Raw genomic sequence first — 25,059 nt, forward strand, 5'->3', positions numbered from 1 at the left:
ACACGATCCATTTGACACCAGAATCATCCCAGCAAACGCAGGAGCCGGTGTATCAGCGTCTCGAGCTGGCGCAAATCCTTCAAAAGCTGGGGGAGTATAATCCTGAGTTACTGGTCATCGACGCAGACTTCCGAAAGGCTGATCCTGCTTCACCAACACTGAGAAGCAGAACCTATGATACCTTGCAGCCATCCTTACGAGCGACATACCCAAACCACGACCTTCTGCTGCAAACCATCATCTCCCATTACCCTGTGTTGCTCAACAGTCCTTTGACCCAGGCAACAGCAGAAAAACCTCCACTTTCCAATTACATAAGGTTCTCAGAAGCTGTCGGCTTCCAAGGCGATGAACACTATGCAAAGGGGGCGTCTGCCCTGCTCTACGAGCTCCAATATGAGAGCAAAGCCAACCCGGCACCCTCACTCACACTGCAAGCCTGGAAGCTCTTAAATTCAGCTAAAGCCGATGATTTTCAGTTGATTCAAACAGAGCAAGGCTCCTCGTTAGAAAGTGCAGAACTTCAAGTTCCCGTCACCTCAAAGGGTGAGATGCTGATTTACAACAGTGGTTCAGCCAGTGCCTATATTTTTGCGGCAAACGACGTCCTGCGAGATAAAGTCTCCTCTAAACTTTGGCCGCCAGCACCAAACAGCACTTTTGTTCTGGGCACACAGTCGAGAGTGTCAGAACGGCATGCACAGGCCCTCCAAACGCTGCAATCTAATAATTTCATCACCATTCCCACGTGGAGCCAATACACTGAGATTGCTGCACTAATCATTTTCGGTGGCGCTGTCGTGCTCGCTTCAGCAACACAAGGCTTCTGGCTTAGCCTGACCATAGCGGTCATCGCCGTACTAGCGATGAATGGCGTCGCATTTCACCAGTTTGCTCTTAACAACATAGCACTGGAGCCATTCTTTCCATCGCTCATCATTCTGCTGATATTCGCTATCTCCTGCACCATCAGAAGAGTGACCTTCAAAAGCCACCGCAGCAAAACGACTGAGCGATTTGCAGGTATCCTTGCACCCAAACAGATGCAGAAGTTGCTTACAAAATCAGAGCAACTGCCATTGGAAGGTCAACAACGTGAGATCACGAGCCTCTCAACCCGCCTGAGGCATTTTCATCGATATTATGAGGGTCTCTCCCCTCAGGATCTCGCAAGCTTTTCTAACAGCTTCCAAACCGCACATTTGGATGAAGTCCATATCCACGATGGAACACTGAATACGCTGAATACATCGGGCCTAAGCGCCTACTGGAACGCCCCTTTGGATGATCCGTTCCATGCAGCACATGCGTGTCGGACGGCGATTGAAATGCAGAAGCAGATGAAGCGTTTTAATGTCAAAGATCGCTTCAACTTCAATCAGAAAAACATGACGGATCACGCAGTCACGCTGGATATCGGCATCTCAACAGGTCTGGCAACACTGGGAGAAACCGGCACTAGACGCCACTTCAGATATGCCCCACTGGGCAAACCCGTTGATTTAGCTGATGATTTAGCCCGTCATTGTAAGGAGGCAGGCCACAGTCTCCTCATCTGCGAAACCACCCGCGGCCAGATGCAAGAGCTCGCGACGCTGGAGACGATCCCTGTCAAAACCAGCCGTTATTTAATGCGTTCGTTTGCGTTACTCGGTGATCCATCCCTCGCTTTTTCGGAAAACTTCCTCAAACTCAAGAACACCCACTGCAACATGGTCTTCGCGCTCTTTGAGGAGAACGACAAGAAAAAAGCACTCACTCTGCTGGACGAATGCAAGGCCCTCTCTGACGGCGAGTACAACGCCATCTATGCGGCTTTCGAGAAGTACATCCTCAGCGATCTGGCGCAGCACGAAGCGGTGAAGGATGCAGCGCAATAACAGCATTTGGCCTACAAATAAAAAGAGCCCCCGAAACTCGGAGGCTCAATAATTGGTTTAGACCTATAACGGTTAGCGCAGTTCAACCGCGTAGGTTTCCACTGGAGGCGCTGTTTTAATGAGCCCCTGCTCAATCAGGAAGTTCGCAAAGCGCTCGTAGCGGCCAATATCCAAAGCAGCTGGACGGCTCGCAAAGCGTGGCAGGGTGTCTGCCCAGGCGCGTTTATTCAGCTCATCATCAAGGTTTGGGTAGACCTCAAGAAAGCTCTTCCAGGAGTCCTGAGGGTTGTTCAGCAGATAAACAGTTGCCGCCTCAATCGCACTGATGAACTTCTTCAGGCGTGGATCATCCAGCTTGTCCTTGTGAGCAACATAGATCAGCTCATCATAAACCGGCACACCATTCTCTTCCGGATAGAACGCACGACCTTTCGCGCCTTCAATTTCCATCTGGTTCAGCTCAAAGTTACGGTAACCACCAATCACCGCATCAACCTGTCCCGCAATCAAGGAAGGAGAGAGCGAAAAGTTCACGTTGATCAGCTCAACGTCATCAGAACTCAAGCCAGCATTGGAGAGCATCTTACCCAGCATCGCGCTTTCAAAGCCGGACGTGGAGTAGCCGATACGCTTGCCCTTCAGGTCTGCAATCTCCTTGATCGGTCCATCTTCCAACACGATCAGCGTGTTCAGCGGCGTGGAAACCAGCGTGCCGATGCGCATCAGCGGCATGCCTTCATCGATCTGCGGATGCAGCGTTTGCTGATAGGAGATTGCAATATCCCCCTGCCCGGCAGCAACCAACTTTGGTGGCATGGAAGGATCAGCTGGTTCAATCAGCTCAACATCAAGCCCTTCCTTCTCAAAGAAGCCCCGTGCCTTCGCAACCACAATCGGAGCATGGTCCGGGTTCGCAAACCAATCGAGCAGCACCGTCAGCTTGTCCGCAGCCTGCACCTGAAGTGTGCTCGCAAGCATCGCTGCGCCAAACAGCATACCTAATTTTTTCATAAGGTTACGTCCTCATACTCTGAGATCTAGATCTCTTTCTGCCAATAGATCATCCGAGAAGTGGCGAACTCAACAACTGCCCTCAGGCTCAACACCATCACCGCAAGCAAGATCAGCGCTGCAAACATGGTCGCTGTTTGCATGCGTGCGTTGGATTGCAACATGATGAAAGCCAGCCCTCCTTTTGCACCAACCCATTCTCCAACCACTGCACCAATCGGCGCGAACACCGCCGCAATCCGCATGCCTGACGCCAGAGACGGCATCGCAGCAGGAATACGGATGTAACGGAGCATTTGCCAGCGGTTGAGACCGTGCAGCTTACCAAGGTCAAGCAAGGACTGATCCGTCCTCCGCAACCCGTCAAAAAACGTTGAGGTCACGGAAAAGAAGATCACAATCACCGCCATCACCACCTTGGAAGCAAGCCCAAAGCCGAACCAGAGCACCAGAAGCGGCGCAATCGCAAACACAGGAAGAGATTGAGTTGCTGCAATCGGAGGCAGCAAAAACAGGCGCACCCGGCGAGACATCGACAGCAAGATAGCAAGCGAAGCCCCGGCACTCACGCCAAAGAGAAAGCCGAGAACGGTCTCATAGGCGGTAATGCCTGCATGATGCAGCAGGAAAGCACCCTGATTGAGAAAAGCGGTAAGCACCGCCGCCGGACCTGGCAATAGAAACGGAGGAAACTCTCCAATCCGAACCACAATTTCCCAAATGGCGACAAACAGCAAAATCCCGAAAAGACTTCGCAGAATTCGTATTAAAGCTCGCTTCAGCATGTCATTTCCCAACAATGGTATTGGGCATCACAAACAGGCGGAAGAACGGAGCTCAGATTGGCTCTCTAGGAATTTTCGACACAGGACCTCCAACTACAAACTGCAGATATGGAGATCCGGGAAGAATGGCTCAGGTCCCGTCCCTTCGCCGGCATTACCCGGATCAGGTTCAAAGGGTTTAGCTCGTGGCAATCTCAGCTTTTCGTCAAGAAAAGCACCCCTCGGAATGGCATGGACCATGCGCGTTTCTACGGGAGTTTGCAAGCAGATTTTCCAAGGCCGGGGGACAACGCCATGAAAAAAGGCCTCAGCTCGAACAGAGCCAAGGCCTTCTAAAATCAATCTAACTTGCTGAAATCAGATTACTTCCAGCTCTTGATTGCCTGTGCGACAACCTTATTGCCAGTTGTCCCTTTTTCAAAGGTCAGCATTGCACGGCGACCGCTGTTGTACAGCAGCGGAACATCAATCCATTCGCGCTCAGCAAGACGCTGCAAGTTCTTCGCCTTCTCTTCATTGCTGTCAGAAAGAGCAATCCAGAAGAGCGTGTCAGAAACCTTCACAGCAGCCCCATCAAGCGGATCACCAGCTTCAGACTCAGTCTTCTTCAGGATCAGACCAGGCACTTTCTCAACGCCCTTACCGTCAAACCCTTCCGGGAAGATGAAGTTCAGCTCCAACAGATGGCTCGCAGGCAGGGACTGGTCGCTGTTCGGCTTCAACGTCATCTCAACAGAGAGATTGCGGGATGGAAGTGTCGCAACAGCCTTGATGACAGAAATGCCATTGACCTCATCCAGCGTCCAAACCACGTTACCGCGAGACGCAGAACCAGCTGCACCCGGTGTCAAAGCTTCTTCGTAAAGAATGCTCTGCTGTGCCACTGGAGAAATCTCGGACTCGGTGCCGATAGTCTCTGCAGGTGGAACTGAGTTTGTCTCGACGCCTGCTGTCTGCGGCTCAGGCTCCTTAGCCGGCAGCACCTGAGGTGCAGCACTATCATCAGTGGATGCGGAAGGAGCCGGATCAACACTGCGAACAACAGTTGGTGCAGGTGCAATTTCTGCTGGTGCCGCGCTGGAAGAGTTCCGGGTAATCCGTGTTGTCGTCACCGGTGTTGCATCTGGAGAAACTTTAGCTCCTTCATCAGATGGCAACAGACGGTCAGTGTTCTTCTTAGGTGCACGCTCTGGCTGAACCCGAAGTGGTTCATCTTCACCCGTTGGTGCGCTCTCTGGCTCTCCGGTCTCGCTGGTTTCAGCTGGCAGGATCAGAGAGAGAATGGCCTCGCGCTGGCTGTAAACGCCTGCAGTCACACCCAGAATGATCAGGATGATAACAATCATGCCGACAATGCCGGATGTATTGGAAGGCTTCAGACCTTCCTCCTGCTCAATCGCGTCCCCTACGCGCTGTGCAACCACAGGCTTGCGGGAGGAAGCAGGTTTACGGCTTGTCTTTGGCTTAACCTTTGCAGGCTCGTCAATCTCGCGGCGAGCGGTCTTGTCTTTGGTCTCCAGCTTGGAGCGACGAGCTTCGCCAGGAACCCAGGCGCGCTCTTCAGCGCTGGTCTCAACAGCCCCTTTGGTTGGCAGGGAGGCAGCAGGCTCTTTCGGCTCGCTCTCGCCCATAGAACCAAGATCAGGCTCTTTGCGCTCTTTAGAAGCTTCAGGCAGCTGGTCACGCGCCATCTGATTGGCTTGGTGTGCAGCATTGCCAAGATCCTGTGCCGCACGAACAGCTTCTTTAAACACATCCGCTTTGGCAGCAGGTGCTTTTGGCTCTTCGCGTGCAGGCTCTTCAGGCTTTGCCTCAACCTTTGGCTTGTCGTCAGCTGGTGGAGGAGTTGGTGCCGCAGAAACAGGAGGAGCTGTCGGCTGTGGAGCACTTGGAGCTGGGGTGGTTTTGGACCGCCCCAACCCGAGAGACTCGCGAGCAGCTTCCGCTTCGACCTTACGAATGGCCTCTTCAAGCTTCAGCTGCTCCTCAGTGATCTGGGAGGGAGACAGTGGTGGGTCGTAACTTTTAAGTTGCTTTACAATTGCATTTCGCGCGCGTTGATAAACTGCCCGCCGTGCCGAACCAGTGTTCTCTTGTAAACCAGCTACCGCTTTTTTCAGAACGGAATTATAGTCCGCCATTTAACTGCCCATTGCCCCCAGAGCTTCACTTCACGACTTAATCCTGGAATGGATTCTGAACCAGGATTGTGTCATCACGTTCTGGGCTTGTTGATAACAGAGCGACCGGAGCACCAATCAGCTCTTCAACATGCCGAACGTATTTCACAGCTTGTGCAGGTAATTCAGCCCAGGTGCGCGCGCCTTTGGTTGATTCCTTCCAACCAGGCAGGGTCTCATAAATGGGAACAACCCGCGCCTGAGCACCTTGAGATGCCGGAAGGTAATCGATTCGCTCACCATCTAGCTCATAACCAACACAAATCTTAATTTCATCCAGTCCGTCCAAAACGTCAAGCTTTGTCAATGCAATCCCATTGATTCCGCTGGTGCAAACGGTTTGACGGACAATCACTGCATCAAACCAGCCACAGCGACGACGACGACCGGTGTTTGTTCCGAACTCATGACCACGGGTACCGAGGAACTCACCAACTTCGTTCTGCTGTTCTGTCGGGAACGGGCCTTCACCAACACGGGTGGTGTAAGCTTTGGTGATGCCAAGCACGTAATCGATGGAGTTTGGACCAAGACCACTACCAGCAGCAGCCTGACCTGCAACTGTATTGGATGAAGTTACAAACGGATAAGTGCCGTGGTCGTTGTCCAGCAGCGCGCCTTGCGCACCTTCAAACAACAAACGCTTACCTTCACGGCGCGCTTTATCCAGCATGTACCATGCTTTATCCATGTAAGGCAGGATCTTGTCTGCAACACTTTCCAGCTCCTGATAGATGGTTTCAGGAGAGATTTCATCGCGACCCAGACCACGCAGAATTGCGTTGTGGTGTGTCAGCAGACGGTCAATCTTCGCTGGCAGCGTGCTCATGTTTGCCAGATCCATCACGCGGATTGCGCGACGACCGACTTTATCTTCATAAGCAGGGCCGATACCACGTTTGGTGGTGCCGATTTTGGTGCCTGCTGGGCTTGCATCTTCACGCAGAGCATCAAGCTCGCGGTGCAGGCTCAGAATAAGAGTAGCATTGTCAGCAACACGCAGGATTTCCGGAGAGATTTTCACACCCTGAGCTTCAAGGCGCTCGATTTCAGCGACCAGTGCATGAGGGTCAATCACAACGCCATTGCCGATGACGGAAAGTTTGCCACGAACAACACCAGATGGCAGCAGTGCCAGCTTGTAGCTCGTGCCGTCAATAACAAGCGTATGACCTGCATTGTGTCCGCCTTGGAAGCGTACAACAACATCGGCTTGCTCAGAGAGCCAGTCGACAAGTTTACCCTTACCTTCGTCACCCCATTGTGACCCAACTACGACAACGTTGGCCATGGTTTTTCAGCCCTCCTGCGGCTGCCAGCGTCTTGTCTCAAAGACGCCGTCATATGATTTGCTTGTCTGTATAAAGTGGTTTGTCACCTCAGAATGCAAATCATGAGAGACAACATAAGAAACCCCGGCGTAAAAGCCGGGGCGCAGTTACAGCGCCTTATAATCTGTCACTCACTTAAATACGAGCCCTTTTCCTTCAAAATGAGGCTGAAGACTGTAATTTTTGCGATCAGAGTGAACCTCTGTTGATTGTTTTACTCGCAAATCGGGTGGTACAGCCGTAAGACCGAGTGATATTACTAGTCCTAATTCCAATTCCACATTTTTTGCAATTCCTGCAAGAAATTTCACCAAGTTGAATACGCTTTATGAACGCACAAAAACTTGACTGGCTCGCCTGGTCTATTCTTCTCTTATTGGGCACCTTGTGGGGCGGCGCTTTCTTTTTCGCCAAGATCGCAGTGGCTGAGCTGGATCCCGTCACATTGGTTTTCCTGAGAGTAGCCATCGCAGCGACCGCCATGTGGTGCTTTCTTCTTGTGACCCGTCAATCCATTCCACTCACGGCAAAGTGGATCGGCAGTTTCCTGCTGCTCGGTTTCATGAACAACGTGGTCCCCTTCTCTCTCATCTTCTGGGGCCAGCAATACATTGCCTCTGGACTGGCCTCTGTCCTCAATGCATTCACCCCCATCTTCACGATGATCATCATGCAGATACTCAGCAATGAGGAGAAGCTGACCGTCACCAAGCTGATCGCTGCAATCATTGGCATCATTGGTGTGGCAATCATGGTAGGCAGCGACGCATTGAGCGGAGCCAGCAATCAGGTCCTGCCGCAGCTCGCAGTGTTGGGAGCCGCGCTCTCTTATGCCTTCGGCGCCTTTATAATCATGCGCCTCAAAAAGCTACCCCCGGCAGCCCTGGCAACAGGCCAGTTAACCGCCTCAACCATTCTGCTTATCCCGGCCCTCATCTATATGGCCCCAACACAGCAGCTTATGGCAGCTTCCGCTCTCACATGGTCAAGCGTTCTGGTTCTCGCTCTGGCATGCACAGCCTTCGCCTACATCCTGTACTTCCAGCTCTTCAAATTAGCAGGCGCCACCAACGCAGCATCCGTCACGCTTCTGATCCCGGTCAGTGCGATCATCCTCGGTGCAATCTTCCTGAATGAACGTCTGGAACCAAACCACTGGCTCGGTATGGCCGCAATTTTCATCGCGCTCCTGCTCATCGACGGTCGCCTCACCAGCCGCTGGACCAACAAACAACAAGCCACCGCCTAACAAAAAGCCTCCGGCTCTGACGAACCGGAGGCGATGTTTCTCTATAGCGAAGCGAGATAGATCAGTTGCACTTCAGATAAGCCGCCAGAATATCTCGCGCGGCCAGCAAATCACTCTTATGGATCATCTCCGTAACAGTGTGCACATACCGCGTTCCAACCACGATACCGACAGCTTTCGCACCAGCTGCAGCCTGCTGAGCAGCGGCACCATCCTGACCACCAATCCTCAACATAGTGCGCTGATATGGGATCTCTTCTTCTTTAGCCAGCTCCTCAATGTCCTTCACAAGCTGCAAATCAGCAATGAAGGAGCTGTCTTTCACATGAAGACCAAACCCCGCGCCCTGTACAGTCGTCCGATCCTGTTCAGAAACACCCGGCGTGTCACAAGCCAGCGTAATATCAACACCAAGCCCAATATCAGGCTGGATCGCATAAGCAGCTGTCTTCGCACCACGCAGACCAACTTCCTCCTGACAGGTGAACGCAACATAGATTTCACAGGCATGCTTCGCATCACCGAGCGCACGCAAAGCCTCAATACCAAGCCAGCACGCCACACGGTTATCCAGCGCCTTGGAAACCACCTTCTCACCGATCTCAATCAGCGGCTCATCGAGGGTCACCATGTCACCCACTTTGACCACCTCTTTGGTCTTCTCTCCAAGACCAAGATCAATAACGAAGTCAGTTACTTCCGGTGTCTTTTTGCGCTCTTCAGGAGAGGCAATATGAATAGGCCGGCCAGCCGCATTCATAACCCCTTTCAGATCGCCCTCATCCGTTGAAACCAGCACGCGGCGCGAGAACAAGTTACGCGCATCAAAGCCGCCAACCGGATGCACATAAATGAAGCCTTTATCGGTGATATGAGAGACAAGGAAACCGATCTCATCCATATGACAGAGCAGCATAACCTTTTTCGGCTTCTCGCCTTTCTTCGCAGGTTTGCGCGCATCACGTCGGCAGATCAGAGAGCCCATTGCATCCGTTTGAACATCATCAAACAGGCCCTCAATTTCCTTCAGGATAAGGTCGCGCACTCGATGCTCATGCCCAGGAACACCTGGGGTTTCGCAGAGGCGGCGCAGCAGATCAATATTCATGGTAACTTTCAACTCAACAATGGAACCAGCCCGCATCATGAGCCTAAGTGCTCAGATAAGCAATTCCACGGAGCCTCTGACCACCGGAAAAAGAAAAGGCGGCCCGAAGACCGCCTTTTGCTAATCTATTCCAGCTGAATTGCTTAGCCCTGTTGAGGGAAGTGCAACAGCTTCGCTTGGTTCACCTGCTCAATCGCAGCAATCTCATTCACAGTCGCTTCAGCGATTTCACCATCAATCTCAACAAGACAGATCGCTTCCTCACCCTCAACCTTACGGCCAAGGTTAAACGTTGCGATGTTGATCTTCGCATCACCAAGGATGGAACCCAGCTGACCGATGAAGCCCGGCTTATCCTGGTTGGTCACGTAGAGCATGTTCTCACCAAGCTCTGCTTCCATGTTGATGCCTTTGATCTGGATGATACGCGGCTTCTGATCACCAAAGACAGTCCCAGCAACAGAACGCTCCTGACGCTCTGTAATAACAGTCAGGCGGATGTAGTTCTCATAAGCACCATGCTGCTCACGGCGAACATCTTCAATCACGATGCCGCGCTCTTTTGCAACTTCTGGCGCAGAAACCATGTTCACGGTCTGCAGCAGTGGGCGAAGAACACCGGTGAGCGCTGCAGCGGTCATCGCCTTCACGTTCATCTCGGCAACATCACCTTCGTACTCAATACGAACAGCCTTGATACCTGTCTCGGTTGCCTGACCTGCAAAGGAGCCAAGCTGTTCTGCAAGCTTAACAAATGGCGCCAGACGCGGAGCTTCTTCAGCAGTGATGGATGGCATATTCAGTGCGTTGGAAACAGCACCGTTGACCAGATAGTCAGACATCTGCTCAGCCACCTGAAGCGCAACATTTTCCTGAGCTTCAGAAGTGGATGCACCAAGGTGAGGTGTACAAACCAGATTTGGCGCACCAAACAGAACGTTCTCTTTTGCTGGCTCTTCCGTGAACACATCCACCGCAGCACCAGCAACTTTGCCGCTATCCAGTGCAGCACGCAGAGCCACTTCATCAACCAGACCACCACGAGCACAGTTGATGAGGTAAACACCCTCTTTCATCATGTCGATTGCATCCGCATCGATGATGTTGCGAGTACGGTCAGTCAGAGGCGTATGCAGTGTGATGAAGTCTGCACGCTTAAAGAGATCTTCCAGCTCAACTTTCTCAACACCCAGATCAATCGCACGCTCATGAGAGAGGAATGGATCGAACGCAATCACCTTCATTTTCAAACCGATAGCACGGTCTGCAACGATAGAGCCGATGTTACCGCAGCCAACCAGACCAAGCGTCTTGGAGGTGACTTCGTTACCCATAAAGCGGGACTTCTCCCACTTGCCAGCTTGTGTGGAAACATCCGCAGCAGGGATCTGACGGGTCACAGCAAACATCATTGCAATAGCGTGTTCAGCAGTCGTAATCGCGTTGCCGAACGGAGTGTTCATGACAACGATGCCCTTGGCAGTCGCTGCCGGAATATCAACGTTGTCGACACCGATACCAGCGCGACCGATCACCTTCAGGTTGGTCGCTGCTTTGATAATCTTCTCGGTGGCTTTGGTTGCAGAACGGATCGCTAAACCATCATACTGACCGATAATCTCAGCCAGTTTTTCTTTGTCTTTGCCAACGTCTGGCAGGAAGTCGACGTCACAACCACGATCTTTAAAAATCTGGACTGCTTTTTCAGAGAGCTTGTCGGAAATCAGAACCTTAGGAGCCATCGGGCTAACCTTTCAAGTCAACGAAGGTACCTTCCCAACTCTTCTCTTCGGGAAACAGATACACTTCTTGCGTCAGGTTAACCGGTCACCGTCAGCGACCGGAACTATCTCGTTCAGAAATAAGGATTTTAAGCGGAAACCAGCTTCGCTTTTTCGGCAGCGAAGGCGTAGTCCAACCATGGCAGCAGTGCTTCCACATTGGCAGTTTCAATCGTTGCACCACACCAGATCCGAAGACCGGAAGGCGCATCACGGTAAGCACCAATGTCAAATGCCACTTCTTCCTTGTCGAGCAGGTTCACAATCGCTTTCGCAAATGCAGCTTGTGCTTTGTCATCAAGCTTTGTGATTTCCGGATCAACAATCTTCAGGCAAACAGAAGTGTTGGAGCGGGTTGCCGGATCAACTGCGAGGAAATCAACCCAATCGGTTTTCTCAGCCCAGTTGGTGATCGCAGCGGTGTTCGCATCAGCACGAGCAACCAGAGCCTTCAGACCACCCAGTTCTTTGGCCCAACCCAAAGCATCCAGATAATCTTCAACGCAAAGCATGCTCGGCGTGTTGATGGTGGCACCTTCAAAGATACCGTCGATCAGTTTCCCACCTTTGGTCAGGCGGAAGATCTTTGGCATCGGCCATGCAGGCGTATAGCTCTCAAGGCGCTCAACAGCACGCGGTGACAGGATCAGAATGCCGTGAGCAGCTTCGCCGCCCAGCACCTTCTGCCAAGAGTAGGTCACAACATCCAGCTTGTCGAACTCAAGCTCCTGTGCAAATGCAGCGGAGGTCGCATCGCAGATGGTCAGACCCTTGCGGTCTGCAGGAATGAAATCACCATTCGGGACACGCACGCCAGAGGTGGTGCCGTTCCAGGTGAAGACCACGTCGTGGTCAAAGTTAATCTCTGAGAGATCTGGCAGTTCGCCATAGCCAGCTTCAATCTTGCGCGCATCTGCAAGCTTGAGCTGCTTCATAACATCGGAAACCCAACCGGAACCAAAGCTTTCCCAAGCAACCATGTCTACTGGGCGCGCGCCAAGCAGCGACCAAAGTGCCATTTCAACAGCACCAGTATCAGAAGCAGGAACAATTCCGATTTTGTAATCAGCAGGCACTTCGAGGACTTCACGAGTCAGCTCGATAGCTTCTTTCAGCTTCGCCTTACCAATTTTTGCACGGTGAGATCTGCCAAGAGGCGCACCTGTCAATACAGCAGGCGTCCAGCCCGGACGCTTGGCACATGGACCCGAAGAAAAGTTCGGGTTTGCCGGCTTTGTGACCGGCATTGTCGTATTCGTCATTTTGACTACCCTTTCAGATAGGCGCCCCTCGTTGGGGAGGGGTGTCCCACCGACGGGTCTATGCGAAACGATTTATCTCGTCAACAAATGTTTTTTTGCAGAGCAACATTCTATCGACTAAACGCAGCGTACGATTAGATATATTTTCCCCAACACCCCAGTGGATAACCAATATTTCAAGAACGCTCATTTCCCAAATTTTGGACAAAAAAAGAGCCTGTCATACGACAGACTCCTGAGTACTACGGTCAACAATTAAGCTGGAGGCGCTCCAGCCTGCGACCTAGTATTTCGTAACAATCGGCTCGTCGTAACCACCTTCAGTTCCGCCACCAAACTCATAGCGCAGACCAACACGCACTTCGTGTGCGGCTAGATCTTCATATTTGACTGAGATGATATTCCCGCCACCACGATCAAATTTCTTAGTTTCAACTTCGCCGATATGCAGGTAGCGATATCCAGCATCAATCTTCCAGTTTTCATCAATCTCGTAGGAAGTGCCTGCCATTAACGCCCAAGAAAAGTTCCAATTGTCATCAGCTGGAATCTGCGGATTAGTGCCGTTCTTGTTAAAGGATTCAACATTATGCAATCGAACATAAGAAGCACCAATTCCAGCTCCAACGTACGGTGTGAAGCCATTGTAATAGCCTAGGTCTGCATAAACGTTCCAAAGAAACGTCCAGACATCCAGACCAGCAACCTCAGTATTGTAGTTGCCAGGGCAGGTGGTATGGCAGAGCGATTTTCCTTCAAAGTCAGCTTCCCACTCATAATCTACAGTGAGATCTGTGCGGATAAAATCGTTGAAACGATAGCCGACACCAACACCGATTATACCCGTATTATCAATACGCTCCCCCTTCAAAGAGAGCTCTTGAGTATAAGCTTTTGGATCTCTATAGACCTTGTAACCGATATCACCGCGCAGATACCAACCACCACCGATCTCAACTTGTGGGAGCTCCGGCTCTTCCACGAATACAGGGGCTGGAAGATCGGCTGCATAAGCAACACTAGATGTAACCAGCGCAGCTGCGGTCAAAGACAGCAAATTACTAAAATACTTCATGCTTATGTCCTCTCAAACGGCACCCGTCACGCAAGACGATAGCCCTTGAATAAAACCTAAGCACTTTCTACAGAGAAAGAATTACCTATAAATTAACCAGTATTCTTAACCCTAATATTTATCGTTAACAAACAACTAACATCACATCACCAAGAAAACTTCAATTCGTTAACTTCCATTTACTTATGCGAAGCGCAGATATGAAAACAAACAAGGCGAGCACCTCGCAGCACTCGCCTTCTAAATCCGATAAACTAAATTATTTCAGTTAGCTAGCAGCGGCCTTCTTAACGGCATCAACAATGCTATCGACCACCTCATTCAGCAACTTGGCATCATCCGCCTCGCCCATCACACGGATGAGTGGCTCAGTACCGGAAGCGCGGATAACGAGGCGTCCCTGTTTACCAAGCTTCTCTTCACCAGCTTTGATAACCGCTTTCACAGCCTTGTCTTCAAGCGGTTTGCCACTTCCATAGCGCACATTCTTAAGGATCTGAGGCACAGGAACGAATCGATTACAGACCTCAGAAACCGGCTTGTTCATCTTCTTCACGCAAGCAAGAATCTGAAGCGCAGCAACAAGACCATCACCTGTGGTACCGAAGTCAGACATGACGATATGACCGGACTGCTCACCACCGACGTTGAAGCCGCCTTCACGCATCCGCTCAACAACATAGCGATCGCCGACCTTGGTACGTTCAAGAGAAAGGCCAATACCTTTCAGGTAACGCTCCAGACCAAGGTTGGACATCACGGTCGCCACAATACCTGGTGCAGAAAGACGGCCAGCAGCTTTCCAGGATTCTGCGATCACAGCCATCAGCTGATCACCATCGACAACCTTACTGTTCTCATCCACGATGATCACACGGTCTGCATCACCATCCAGCGCGATACCGATATCCGCACGAACCTCATGCACTTTCTTGGCAAGCGCTTCCGGAGCAGTTGAACCGCAGTCTTTGTTGATGTTGAAGCCGTCCGGATCAACACCCAGAGGGAACACTTCCGCACCCAACTCCCAAAGAATCTCTGGAGCAACCTTGTAAGCCGCACCGTTCGCGCAATCGATCACGATACGCATACCGTTCAGATTGAGGTCACGCGGTAACGTACGCTTTGCGAACTCGATGTAACGGTCTTTCATGCTGTCGATACGAGTTGCGCGACCGAGTGTTTCTGGCGCTGGCAGGTTCCGGCTCATATCACTGTCAATCAGACGCTCGATCTGCAGTTCCACCTCGTCAGAAAGCTTGAAACCATCGGGGCCGAAGAACTTGATGCCGTTGTCTTCAAACGGATTGTGGCTGGCAGAGATCATTACGCCGATATCTGCACGCAAAGAACGCGTTAGCATTGCCACCGCTGGTGTCGGCATCGGGCCAAGCACGAACACATCCATACCCATCGCAGTGAAGCCTGCAACAAGAGCATTCTCAAACATATAGCCGGAAAGACGCGTATCCTTGCCGATAACCACGCGATGGCGATACTTGCCACGGCGGAACACTTCACCCGCAGCCATACCAACCTTCAGCGCAACTTCGGCGGTCATTGGCCACTTGTTCGCTGTACCGCGCATTCCATCAGTGCCAAAGTATTTTCGCGACATTTAATGTTTCCCTGAACTCACAACGCGGAGCACACCGCTTTCGATAAAATTAGTTGAAACGGTGATACACGCTTGCCCTTGTGCGGTCCTGTCAAATGATATGTCCAATTGTTACGCCACACCTGCAAAATGACGCAGCTGCATAGCGAGCTAATCACCAAACCAAAGACCAAGCACCTGAGCTTGAATAACAAATGCCCGACTTAATAGCCGGGCATTTCAACTTTATTAAACGCCTTATTAAGGCGGAGTATCAGCTCTGAGGCTGTGGGTTAAGTCCGTCCGGAGACTCACCACCACCATGCTTCTTCGCACCTGCGGTTGGAACGCCGGTTGAGCGAGGAGTTGATGGAGTATCATCACCAGTATCGCGCACAGGCTGCTCACCATCGAGCATCTTGCGGATTTCATCACCGGACAGAGTTTCATACTCCAGCAAGCCCTGAGCGATCAGGTGAAGCTGATCTTCGTGCTCACGCAGCAGCTTGTTTGCGGTCTCGTAGCCCTGATTAACAAAGCTCTTCACTTCTGCATCAACCAGCTTCTGAGTTTCATCAGAAACACTCTGGTTTTTCGCTACGGAGTGACCAAGGAACACCTCTTCCTGGTTCTCACCGTAAAGCAGCGGGCCAAGCTTATCGGACATACCAAACTGAGTAGCCATAGCCTTCGCCAGTTTGGTTGCCATCTGGATATCGCCAGAAGCACCAGAAGTCACCTTCTCATAACCGAAGATCATCTCTTCAGCCACACGGCCACCCATAGCAACAGCAAGGTCAGCTTTACATTTTGCACGGGTCAGAGAAACCTGATCCTTCTCAGGCAAACGCATCACCATACCAAGTGCACGACCGCGAGGAATGATCGTCGCTTTGTGGACTGGATCAGAAGCAGGCATGTGCATTGCGACCAGCGCGTGACCGGCTTCGTGGTATGCAGTCAGCTTCTTCTCTTCTTCGGTCATGACCAGCGTACGGCGTTCCGCACCCATCATCACCTTGTCTTTTGCATCTTCAAATTCAGCCATGGTGACCAGACGCTTGGAGCGGCGCGCAGCAAGAAGCGCAGCTTCGTTCACAAGGTTCATCAGGTCAGCACCGGAGAAGCCCGGAGTACCACGAGCGAGCGTATGCACATCAACGTCCGGAGCCAGAGGCACTTTACGCATATGCACTTTGAGGATCTTTTCGCGGCCAATCACATCTGGGTTTGGCACAACGATCTGACGGTCGAAGCGGCCCGGGCGCAGCAGCGCTGGGTCAAGAACGTCAGGACGGTTGGTTGCTGCGATGATGATCACACCTTCGTTGGCTTCAAAGCCATCCATCTCAACGAGGAGCTGGTTGAGGGTCTGTTCGCGTTCATCGTTACCGCCGCCAAGGCCTGCACCACGGTGACGGCCAACAGCGTCGATCTCATCGATGAAGATGATGCATGGTGAATTCTTCTTAGCTTGCTCGAACATGTCGCGAACACGGGAAGCACCAACACCAACAAACATTTCAACGAAGTCAGAACCGGAAATGGTGAAGAACGGCACGTTCGCTTCACCTGCCACCGCACGCGCGGTCAGGGTTTTACCAGTACCTGGAGGGCCAACGAGGAGCACACCACGAGGAATACGACCACCAAGACGCTGGAATTTCTGCGGATCACGCAGGAACTCAACAATCTCCTGAAGGTCTTCCTTCGCTTCGTCGATGCCTGCAACATCTTCAAAGGTCACACGGCCAGAAGCTTCGTTCAACAGCTTGGCTTTGGACTTACCAAAGCCCATCGCTTTACCGCCAGAACCCTGCATCTGACGCATCACGAAGATCCAGATACCGAGGATCAGCAGCATTGGCAGCCAGGAAATGAGGGCGCCCAGCAAAGAGAAATTCTCGGAAGGAGGCTTCGCGTTGATCAGAACGCCTTTGTTCTGCAACACTTCAACATATTTGGCATCGCTAGGCGCATAGGTCTGGAATGTACCGCCATTGCTGTATTTGCCGGTGATCTGTTGCTCTTGGATCGTAACCTCACGGATATCACCCTGCTCAGCCTGATTAATGAACTGAGAGTAGGCAATTTCATTAGTGTTGCTTCGTGAGGTCGGATTCTGAAAGAGCTGGAACAGCGCTATCAGCAACAGACCGATAATCACCCAGAGGGCAAAATTCCGGAAATTGGTGTTCATTTCGATCCCTTTACCGCAAGGTGGCGGCGATCCTCGCACGTGTCTCTGTCAAGATCATAGCGAGCCCTAACAGGCTTTCTATGTTTTCCTGAGAATGACACAGATTCTTTCTCAGTTTTCTTAAGGCCAACGGAATTTTACCGGATACCCCTGATAATTCAGGATTGAAGATCCGTTAATTCCGACTTTACCAGCCTCGGCGTCCTAGTTGCATTCCTCTAAAGCATAAATGCATAGATTTAACAGAACGCCAGCAAAACCAAGATTTATTCAAAATGTTCTGCTCACTGGGACCATCGAAATCCCGTAGGTCCTTGATCTCACCTCTGCATCAGCAGCAGTTTGACCAATCTTCTTCCAAGGCATGTAGGATACCCCGTCAGCAAAAACAATAAGCGGAGCTGTCAGAAATGCTGTTTTCAGCCAGTTTGCGGGAATTTCCAGCTCAAAGTCTCCACAAAGCTCTTCTTGAACATAAGTGATTCTGAAGCCTTCTGAGGAATGCGCTGCCTTATAGCGCCATCGCTCATCCCAAATTCCTTCATCTCCCGGTTTCACTTCAACCTCGGGCAAGCCCGCCCTACCCGCTTCTCTGAAGCAAAACCAAATACCATCTTCATGAGGCTTAGCCAGTGCAAACCTGACGCCACCCAGCGTAGCTGCTCTGGCACCTTCCTCTGATTTCAGCGTCTCATAAAGCCCTTCAAGCTTAGCCAGCCGGGGCATATATGGCGCTCCTGAGATATAACGGACAAGCCGGCCCACCAATCTCAAACCAATCTCGTCGGGAATGTATTCAAGGCAGGAACTGTCAAACCGCACCGGACCAGCACTGTGGAACGTGCAGGACTTCTCGGCCACTTCATCAACCCAGACATCAATCGCATCGGCAGCGCGCGCCATGCGTCGTGCCGTATCAAACAGCTTTGTCGCTGTCAGCCCCAGCTCATCCAGTTCGCTTTGAGCCTGCCGGAACTTTATCCGGGTGAACTGCTCATCTTCATTGGATGGATCTTCAAACCACGGCACATGCGCTGAGTGCAAAACAGCCTTCAGGCGGGCTTTACTGATGTTGAGCAAAGGACGACAAATGTGAAAGCCATCCATCTCACGATCTCTGCGAATACACGCAAGACCATAAACACCACTACCCCGGGCAAGACGCGTCAGGAACGTTTCTGCCTGATCTTCCAGATGGTGCGCAAGGAACAAGGCATCACATCCGTGATCCTCAGAAGCCTGCCGCAATAACCTGTGCCGTGCATCCCGTGCTGCTGACTGAATGTTGGAGGATGGCTTATCTCCCTCCCACAGCAGCGTTTCATGCGGCACCTCAATACGAGTGCAGTACTGCGCAACACCAACGGCTTCACTTGCCGCTTCTGCTCGCAAACCATGGTTGACTGTGAAGGCATAAAGCTCAGGGGCTGCAAAACCCAGCTCCTGTGTCCACTGCTTCAAAAGATAAAGCAGGGCCATAGAATCAGCACCGCCGGACACACCAATGGCGATCCGGCGGAAAGACTTATACTCTCCGAAAAGCTCATCCAGCTCTTCGGTAGAAAAGAGAGCAACTTGATTAGAGGCAGTTGTCACGTTTTTGTTGAACCTTGGCCTGCTCCAAAACAGCTGGCGCTGCAAACTGGAAGTTGGCGAGAAGCTGCTCATAGGTCTCACAAGCAGCGGGCGCGTTACCCATACCTGTAAGCGCAGTGCCCAACTTCAGCAAGCTCTCGGGAGCAAGTTCACTCTCTGGAAAATCAGTATAGCTTTTTAGGAAGGCTTGTGCCGCATTCTCATACTGGCGCTGTGCCAGCAGGCTTTCACCCAACCAGTGCTGTGCATTCGCGGTCAGCTCATGGTCTGGGTACATACCAAGAAACGTATCAAAGCCTTCAGTCGCAGCTGGATAGTTGCCACCAACCATCAGGCCGTAAATTGCATTGTAATCAGACTGAGGCTCACCAGTCAGCAGCTCATTCACACTACCGGAAAACTGCAGAGAACCAGAGCTTGGCGCAGTCGTAGAACCTGTCGGTGCTGCGTTGTTACCACGCGCAATCTGGGACAGATCCAACGGACCACTGTTTGTGCCCTGAGCAGGAGTGTTCAGCGTAGAAAGCTGCTGGGTACGGTTTGCCGGCGCAGTCGTGCTTGGCGCCTGTACAACAGGAGGCTGAACAACCCGCGGTGTCTGACCCGGATTTTCCAGCTGCTGGAGACGATACTCAACATCCTCTTGAGAACGACGGAGCGCATCTTCAGTCAGACGAAGCTTGTGATTGAGCTCTTCAACTTTACCCGTCAGCAGACGAACCTGCTCCTCAAGTTGACCAAGGCGGGCAGTGTTCTGAGCGGTCTCGTCATTTTTGGACGAACCGAAAAGCTGCGCGTTCGCAGGTAAACTAACAGAGGTTGCAAGCGCAAGAACAACAAAGCTTGTTGCAATACGTCGGTAAAGAGCCATCAATTATCTCCTGAGACACCCTTCAGGGGTCGGGTCGGAATTTCTCATCTCTTGGCAAGAGGAAAAGACGAAAATAGGGCACACATTCAGTGTTTCACCCCTATTTGCGGCTTCTCCCCGGCCAATTTCCGTTCTCCTACAAGTTTGCAGGAGTTTCAACAAAAAAGGCTCCCCCAAATCAGGGAAGCCCTTTTTAGATTTCAGCAGGTCAAACTCAATTACTGACCATTCAGAACAGTCACAGCACGACGGTTCTGGCTCCAGCAAGAAGCCGCGTTACAAACCGCAACCGGACGCTCTTTACCGTAAGAGATTGTCTTGATGCGGGATGGGCTAATGCCTTTAGCAACAAGGTATTCTCTAACCGCAGCCGCACGACGCGCACCCAGTGCAATGTTGTACTGACGGGTGCCGCGCTCATCAGCGTGACCTTCAATGGTAATAGAGTAGTTCTTGTAGTGCTGAAGCCACTGAGCCTGCTTGTCCAGAACTCCGCGAGCTGCACCATCAAGGGAGCTCTGGTTGTTGAGGAAGAATACACGATCCCCAACATTCACAACAAAGTCCTGACCAGAGCCAGCTGCAACAGAACTATTGCCACTGGTCAATTCAGGGCGTGTCTGCGAACAAGCTGCTGCGACGAGACACACAGCCACCACAGCGGCGAAACGCGCTCCGCGCGCGAACAGCGTCTTTGACATTTATAGAATCTCCTGTCCCTCAAACCCCGAGGGTTAAAAAAGCCCTAGACCAACTTGGTTAAGGGTAACTTGAATTTATTGGTTAATGAAGTGCTAATGACCCCAAATTCCCGCAAGAAATTGGGGTCTCAGCTTCACGATTAGTCGAGCAGCGGAGACCACGCCGGGTCTGATGCAAAGTTTGGTGTCTGAACCAGCTGTTCATTGTAACCTGTCAGATCAACAGTCCAGACCTGAGGACCGCCCTGCTCGCCCACAGTATCTCGGAAGAATGTCAGCACGCGCCCGTTTGGAGACCATGCCGGACCTTCGTTGTGATAGCCCTCGGTCAGAATACGCTCACCCTTACCATCTGGACGAATAACACCGATCATAAAGCGGCCTTGATGCACCTTGGTAAAGGCAATCAGATCTCCGCGTGGAGACCACACTGGCGTAGAGTACTGACCCGGACCAAAGGAAATACGCTCTGCGCCGCTACCGTTGGAGTTCATCACATAGAGCTGCTGCGAACCGCCACGGTCACTTTCAAACACCACCTGGCGTCCGTCTGGAGAGAAGGATGGGCTGGTATCAATCGCTGCTGTGTTGGTCAAACGAGTTGTCCGACGAGTGCGCAAGTCCATCAGATAAAGGTTCGCATTGCTGCCCTGCTGCAAGCTCATGATGACCTTCTGGCCATCAGGTGAGAAGCGCGGCGCAAAGGTCATGCCCGGGAAGTTCCCCAGAACCTCACGTTGACCAGTCTCGATGTTGAACAGATAGACCTGAGGGTTTCCGCCCACATAAGACATGTAGGTGACTTCCTGAGAAACAGGAGAGAACCGTGGGGTTAGAACCAGATCATCACCGCGTGTCAGATAGCGCACATTCGCGCCATCCTGATCCATAATCGCCAGACGCTTCCGGCGCGCATCCTTTGGACCGCTCTCGTCAATGAAGACAACGCGTGTATCGAAGTAGCCTTTCTCACCGGTCAAACGCTGGTAGATCGCATCGGAGATGATGTGAGCCAGACGGCGCCAGTTTTCAGGTGTGGTGAAGAACTGCTGGCCAATCAACTGCTGACCTGCAAACACATCCCACAAACGAAACTCGGCACGGATCTGACCATTTGCCTGCTGCGCGATAGAACCAGTCACCAAGGCCTGAGACCCGATGGTCCGCCAGTCACCAAAGCGCGGCATGGTGGCAACATTCATTTCCTGCTGAATATGAGCAGCCGGATCAATTGGGCGGAACAAGCCCGAACGCTGCAAGTCAGCGGCAACAACTTGAGAAATCTGCCCTGCCACGTCTTCCTGCAAGCCGGAACCTGCAAAGGGAGAGATTGCAATCGGCATAGGTTCAACGTTGCCCTGAGTAATATCCAGTTCAATCAAGGCGTAGGCAGGTTGAGAGATCGTAGCAACAGCAACAGCAGCAGCCACAAAGCGGCATGCACGACGCCACAGCTGCTTAATCCCTGTTGTACGCATTGGGTTAAGCCCCATCACAAAGGACATAGACCTAAGCTCCTTTCAATCTCAATACCTAGTATCCAAGCATATCGCGAGGATCAAAATTCAAGATGACGGTTTTCCATGCATCATATTTAGCTGCTGGCAGAGAATACGGACCGCAGCGATAGACCGCGCGTTCTGCACTGCTTGCAGCAGCTCTGAATGTTGGGTTATTGCTGGAATTCAGAACCTGCATCTGCCCTTCAACTTCACCGGTACGGCTCAAGTTGAATTGCAGGCGAACGTTCAGATCTTCAGCACCAGCTGCACCCACAGGAGGGTTCCAACACCGGGCAACCTGTCCGCGAAGTGCATCCAGCTCAGACTGGCTCATCTTCACATTGGTCTGGCCCAGTTCGGATCCAAGAGAAGCCGGTTTGGCGGACTTTGCAGTCCCGCTCGACTTCGCATTCGTCTTGTTCAGCAAAGCCGCCATCTTGGAGTTGAAGTCTTCCTTCTTCTTCGGCTTTTCCTTCTTAGGCGCTTTCGGACGCGCAGGAGGCTTCGGCTTGGAACGTGGACGGACTTTTACAAGCTGCTTCGGCTTTTCTGTTTTTTCTACTTCAGGACCAAGTTCTGCAGTCTCCGCAGGCGCCTTCTCTTTTGGCACTTCCTTTGGAGCAGGCTCTGGTTCAGCAGGTTCCGGCGGCGGCGGCGGTGTTTCAGCCTGCTGCACTTCCCTCTTCGCTTCCTGAACCTTCTTCACCTCTTTCTTGGCCTCACCGGTCTTTTTTTCCGGCTCCGGCTTTTCAGCAGGCTTCTTGGTTGGCTGCAGCGCAGCCTCTTTGATTTCCTTCGCTTCCTTTGTACCCAGCTGCAGCTTGGTCAGCTCGCTCACAGGCACAAGATCCACGGGCAGTGAATCCACCGGGGCAGTCGAAAGCTCTTTGCCGAAGTTAAGCGAAACCGCTCCGGCAACAAGCACGACCACGTGAACAACTAGCGATGCGATAAGCCCTGCACGCATTCCCGGTTAACCCTGCTCCTCTAGAGTGACGAGCCCGATGCGCTTGTAACCAGCAGCGTTGATACGGCCCATAACCTTCATGATGACACCGTAATCGGCATCCTGATCTCCACGCACATAGATGCGCTCGTTGTAACCATTCTCGGCAATCGCGCCGAGTTTCGCGATCAGCTCATCAACCGGGATCTCGGTGTCCTGAATGAACACGGATCCGTCAGACTTAACGGAGATCGCTATCGGCTCAGTATCACCTTCCATCGCCTTCGCCCGCGTTTCAGGCAGGTCGATCGGCACGCCAACGGTCAACAGCGGAGCTGCCACCATAAAGATGATCAGCAACACCAGCATCACGTCCACCATCGGCGTCACGTTGATCTCGCTCATTGGTGCATGGGAATGCCTGCGGCGACCACGTCTGCCGCCAGCGCGTCCACCACCACCAGCTGCTCCAGTGCTCATACCCATGGATTATGCTCGCTCATCAATACGGCGGGACAGAATGGCTGAAAACTCGTCTGCAAAACCTTCCATGCGCGCTGCCAGCTTGCCGCTATCACTCTGCAGCTTGTTGTAGGCAATAACCGCCGGAATAGCTGCAATCAGGCCAAGACCAGTCGCAAACAGCGCTTCCGCAATACCCGGAGCCACAACAGCAAGGTTGGTGTTCTTGGAAGCTGCGATGGAGGTAAACGCATTCATGATGCCCCAGACCGTACCAAACAGGCCCACAAACGGGGCTGCACTGCCGATGGTCGCAAGGAACAACAGGCGTTTTTCAAGACGCTCAACTTCGCGGGAAATCGTCAGGTCCATCACGCGGTCAATACGCTGCTGCAGGCTGGCAATGGCAGGCTTATCCCCTTCGTGGGAGCGCTTCCATTCACGCATAGCAGCCACAAACAACGCAGACATTCCGTTGTTCGCGCGGGAGGACAGAGACTTATAAAGTTCTTCGAGAGACTGGCCGGACCAGAACACGTTCTCAAAACGGTTCATCTGGCGGCGGGAACGGCCATACAGAACAACCTTGTCAAAGATAATCGCCCAGCTCCAGACAGAAGCAGCGATCAGACCGATCATTACAATCTTGACGACGATGTCCGCTTCCATGAAGAGCGAAATGTAGGACAAGCCGGAACCCGGAGCTGCACCCAGCTCAACAGATTGCACATCCTGGGCCATTGCCGCCAATGGCATAGTGCTTGCCAGCGCTGCGCTCATGGCCACAACGAGTTTCATCACCTTAGAGTTCATGTAGTAAGGACCTCTTGCCCTGATAACCCAACGACCGGCCCACGGTAGAACCCCTGCCATGAACACAACCAGTCTATTAAACATTTAGCAGCCTTCCTGCCTGTCGAATTTGGCGAAACTTCGACTACAGCCAGCATTGAAGGCATTATTGAAAAGACCTGTTTAAGGTTACTGAAGGATTAAAAGGTTTCCAGTCCCGTTTACTTTGAATGAATATTGGTGATTTTTTACGATGATTGTCGCGCTTATTCGCCGTTCATCTGGGCAACCAGATCCTTGGGCAATCTACGTGGTTTGCCATCCGCAGAGATAGCCACAGCAGTCACGCTGGCTTTGATCAAAACTTCGTCACCACGCATAACCCGTTGGCTGATAAACATACGGACACCCTTCACCTCACTGATATCCGTATGAACTTCAAGCACATCATCGATTCGTGCAGGCTTGAGAAAATCAATATCCATGTGGCGCACAGCAAAGGCCAGACGCTCTCCATGCATACCTGAATCCAGCTCATGATGGTGCACACCACGCATGCGCAACAGCTCAGTACGTCCACGCTCCATGAATTTCAGATAAGCCGCATGATAGACGACCCCTGAAAAGTCGGTGTCCTCGTAATACACACGCACGGGCAAAATATGCTCATTGCCTTCAATGCGGCCTGTCAGATCGGGCCAATTTGCCTCAGTTTTTTTATCATTCATGT

The 25,059-nt window shown here is 52.0% G+C and carries 20 protein-coding genes and 1 riboswitch; of the genes, 2 read left to right on the forward strand and 18 right to left on the reverse strand.

What is annotated here, in order from left to right; all coding sequences use genetic code 11:
* The first annotated feature begins 47 nt into the window (after positions 1-47).
* Positions 48-1,880 carry an adenylate/guanylate cyclase domain-containing protein gene (locus tag AC3CB2_RS20610; RefSeq protein ID WP_352936096.1) on the forward strand — a complete coding sequence of 611 codons (1,833 nt, stop codon included), beginning with the start codon at positions 48-50 and terminating at the stop codon, positions 1,878-1,880.
* 72 nt (positions 1,881-1,952) lie between these two features.
* On the opposite strand, the gene AC3CB2_RS20615 is transcribed toward AC3CB2_RS20610, so the two are convergent.
* The 4 genes from AC3CB2_RS20615 to AC3CB2_RS20630 form a co-directional block, all read right to left on the reverse strand.
* Positions 1,953-2,891 carry an ABC transporter substrate-binding protein gene (locus AC3CB2_RS20615; protein WP_352936098.1) on the reverse strand — a complete coding sequence of 313 codons (939 nt, stop codon included), beginning with the start codon at positions 2,889-2,891 and terminating at the stop codon, positions 1,953-1,955.
* Positions 2,892-2,917: 26 nt separating this feature from the next.
* Positions 2,918-3,550, reverse strand: coding sequence for an ABC transporter permease (locus AC3CB2_RS20620; protein ID WP_425328966.1), 633 nt, complete (start codon positions 3,548-3,550; stop codon positions 2,918-2,920).
* A gap of 249 nt (positions 3,551-3,799) precedes the next feature.
* A riboswitch (TPP riboswitch) is annotated at positions 3,800-3,908 on the reverse strand.
* A gap of 130 nt (positions 3,909-4,038) precedes the next feature.
* On the reverse strand, positions 4,039-5,817 hold the full coding sequence (locus AC3CB2_RS20625; protein WP_352936100.1) for a hypothetical protein: 1,779 nt from the start codon (positions 5,815-5,817) through the stop codon (positions 4,039-4,041).
* Positions 5,818-5,854: 37 nt separating this feature from the next.
* Positions 5,855-7,147 carry an adenylosuccinate synthase gene (locus AC3CB2_RS20630; RefSeq protein WP_008551258.1) on the reverse strand — a complete coding sequence of 431 codons (1,293 nt, stop codon included), beginning with the start codon at positions 7,145-7,147 and terminating at the stop codon, positions 5,855-5,857.
* A gap of 368 nt (positions 7,148-7,515) precedes the next feature.
* On the opposite strand from AC3CB2_RS20630, the gene AC3CB2_RS20635 reads away from it, so the two are divergent.
* Positions 7,516-8,436 carry a DMT family transporter gene (locus tag AC3CB2_RS20635; RefSeq protein WP_037037772.1) on the forward strand — a complete coding sequence of 307 codons (921 nt, stop codon included), beginning with the start codon at positions 7,516-7,518 and terminating at the stop codon, positions 8,434-8,436.
* A 61-nt stretch (positions 8,437-8,497) separates the two neighbouring features.
* On the opposite strand, the gene AC3CB2_RS20640 is transcribed toward AC3CB2_RS20635, so the two are convergent.
* The 14 genes from AC3CB2_RS20640 to ybgC form a co-directional block, all read right to left on the reverse strand.
* Positions 8,498-9,544, reverse strand: coding sequence for a M42 family metallopeptidase (locus AC3CB2_RS20640; protein WP_054783631.1), 1,047 nt, complete (start codon positions 9,542-9,544; stop codon positions 8,498-8,500).
* 143 nt (positions 9,545-9,687) lie between these two features.
* Positions 9,688-11,286: a phosphoglycerate dehydrogenase gene (gene serA, locus AC3CB2_RS20645; protein ID WP_014286934.1), complete on the reverse strand. Its 1,599-nt coding sequence runs from the start codon at positions 11,284-11,286 to the stop codon at positions 9,688-9,690.
* 128 nt (positions 11,287-11,414) lie between these two features.
* Positions 11,415-12,587 carry a phosphoserine transaminase gene (locus AC3CB2_RS20650; RefSeq protein ID WP_352936103.1) on the reverse strand — a complete coding sequence of 391 codons (1,173 nt, stop codon included), beginning with the start codon at positions 12,585-12,587 and terminating at the stop codon, positions 11,415-11,417.
* A gap of 283 nt (positions 12,588-12,870) precedes the next feature.
* Positions 12,871-13,662 carry an outer membrane protein gene (locus AC3CB2_RS20655; RefSeq protein ID WP_352936105.1) on the reverse strand — a complete coding sequence of 264 codons (792 nt, stop codon included), beginning with the start codon at positions 13,660-13,662 and terminating at the stop codon, positions 12,871-12,873.
* A 268-nt stretch (positions 13,663-13,930) separates the two neighbouring features.
* Positions 13,931-15,280, reverse strand: coding sequence for a phosphoglucosamine mutase (glmM, locus tag AC3CB2_RS20660; RefSeq protein ID WP_008551501.1), 1,350 nt, complete (start codon positions 15,278-15,280; stop codon positions 13,931-13,933).
* Between the two features lie 253 nt (positions 15,281-15,533).
* Positions 15,534-17,459 carry an ATP-dependent zinc metalloprotease FtsH gene (gene ftsH, locus AC3CB2_RS20665; RefSeq protein WP_014286937.1) on the reverse strand — a complete coding sequence of 642 codons (1,926 nt, stop codon included), beginning with the start codon at positions 17,457-17,459 and terminating at the stop codon, positions 15,534-15,536.
* A 270-nt stretch (positions 17,460-17,729) separates the two neighbouring features.
* Complete coding sequence (gene tilS / locus AC3CB2_RS20670) at positions 17,730-19,055, reverse strand: tRNA lysidine(34) synthetase TilS (RefSeq protein ID WP_352936108.1); 1,326 nt, start codon at positions 19,053-19,055, stop codon at positions 17,730-17,732.
* Positions 19,039-19,926 (reverse strand): tol-pal system protein YbgF, encoded by an 888-nt coding sequence (ybgF, locus tag AC3CB2_RS20675; RefSeq protein WP_014286939.1) that lies wholly within the window; start codon positions 19,924-19,926, stop codon positions 19,039-19,041. Before ybgF ends, tilS begins: the two co-directional genes overlap by 17 nt.
* 218 nt (positions 19,927-20,144) lie before the next feature.
* Complete coding sequence (gene pal, locus AC3CB2_RS20680) at positions 20,145-20,627, reverse strand: peptidoglycan-associated lipoprotein Pal (RefSeq protein ID WP_008551510.1); 483 nt, start codon at positions 20,625-20,627, stop codon at positions 20,145-20,147.
* A 140-nt stretch (positions 20,628-20,767) separates the two neighbouring features.
* Positions 20,768-22,132: a Tol-Pal system beta propeller repeat protein TolB gene (gene tolB / locus AC3CB2_RS20685; RefSeq protein ID WP_488390212.1), complete on the reverse strand. Its 1,365-nt coding sequence runs from the start codon at positions 22,130-22,132 to the stop codon at positions 20,768-20,770.
* A 28-nt stretch (positions 22,133-22,160) separates the two neighbouring features.
* Complete coding sequence (locus AC3CB2_RS20690) at positions 22,161-23,096, reverse strand: cell envelope biogenesis protein TolA (protein WP_075697877.1); 936 nt, start codon at positions 23,094-23,096, stop codon at positions 22,161-22,163.
* 6 nt (positions 23,097-23,102) lie between these two features.
* Positions 23,103-23,561 carry a protein TolR gene (gene tolR / locus AC3CB2_RS20695; protein WP_014286942.1) on the reverse strand — a complete coding sequence of 153 codons (459 nt, stop codon included), beginning with the start codon at positions 23,559-23,561 and terminating at the stop codon, positions 23,103-23,105.
* Between the two features lie 3 nt (positions 23,562-23,564).
* Complete coding sequence (gene tolQ / locus AC3CB2_RS20700; RefSeq protein WP_164845287.1) at positions 23,565-24,293, reverse strand: protein TolQ; 729 nt, start codon at positions 24,291-24,293, stop codon at positions 23,565-23,567.
* 302 nt (positions 24,294-24,595) lie between these two features.
* A complete protein-coding gene (gene ybgC / locus AC3CB2_RS20705) occupies positions 24,596-25,057 on the reverse strand; it encodes a tol-pal system-associated acyl-CoA thioesterase (RefSeq protein WP_014286943.1) in 462 nt (153 codons plus the stop codon).
* Positions 25,058-25,059 lie beyond the last annotated feature (2 nt).

Source organism: Pseudovibrio sp. SCP20 (genome assembly GCF_057774105.1).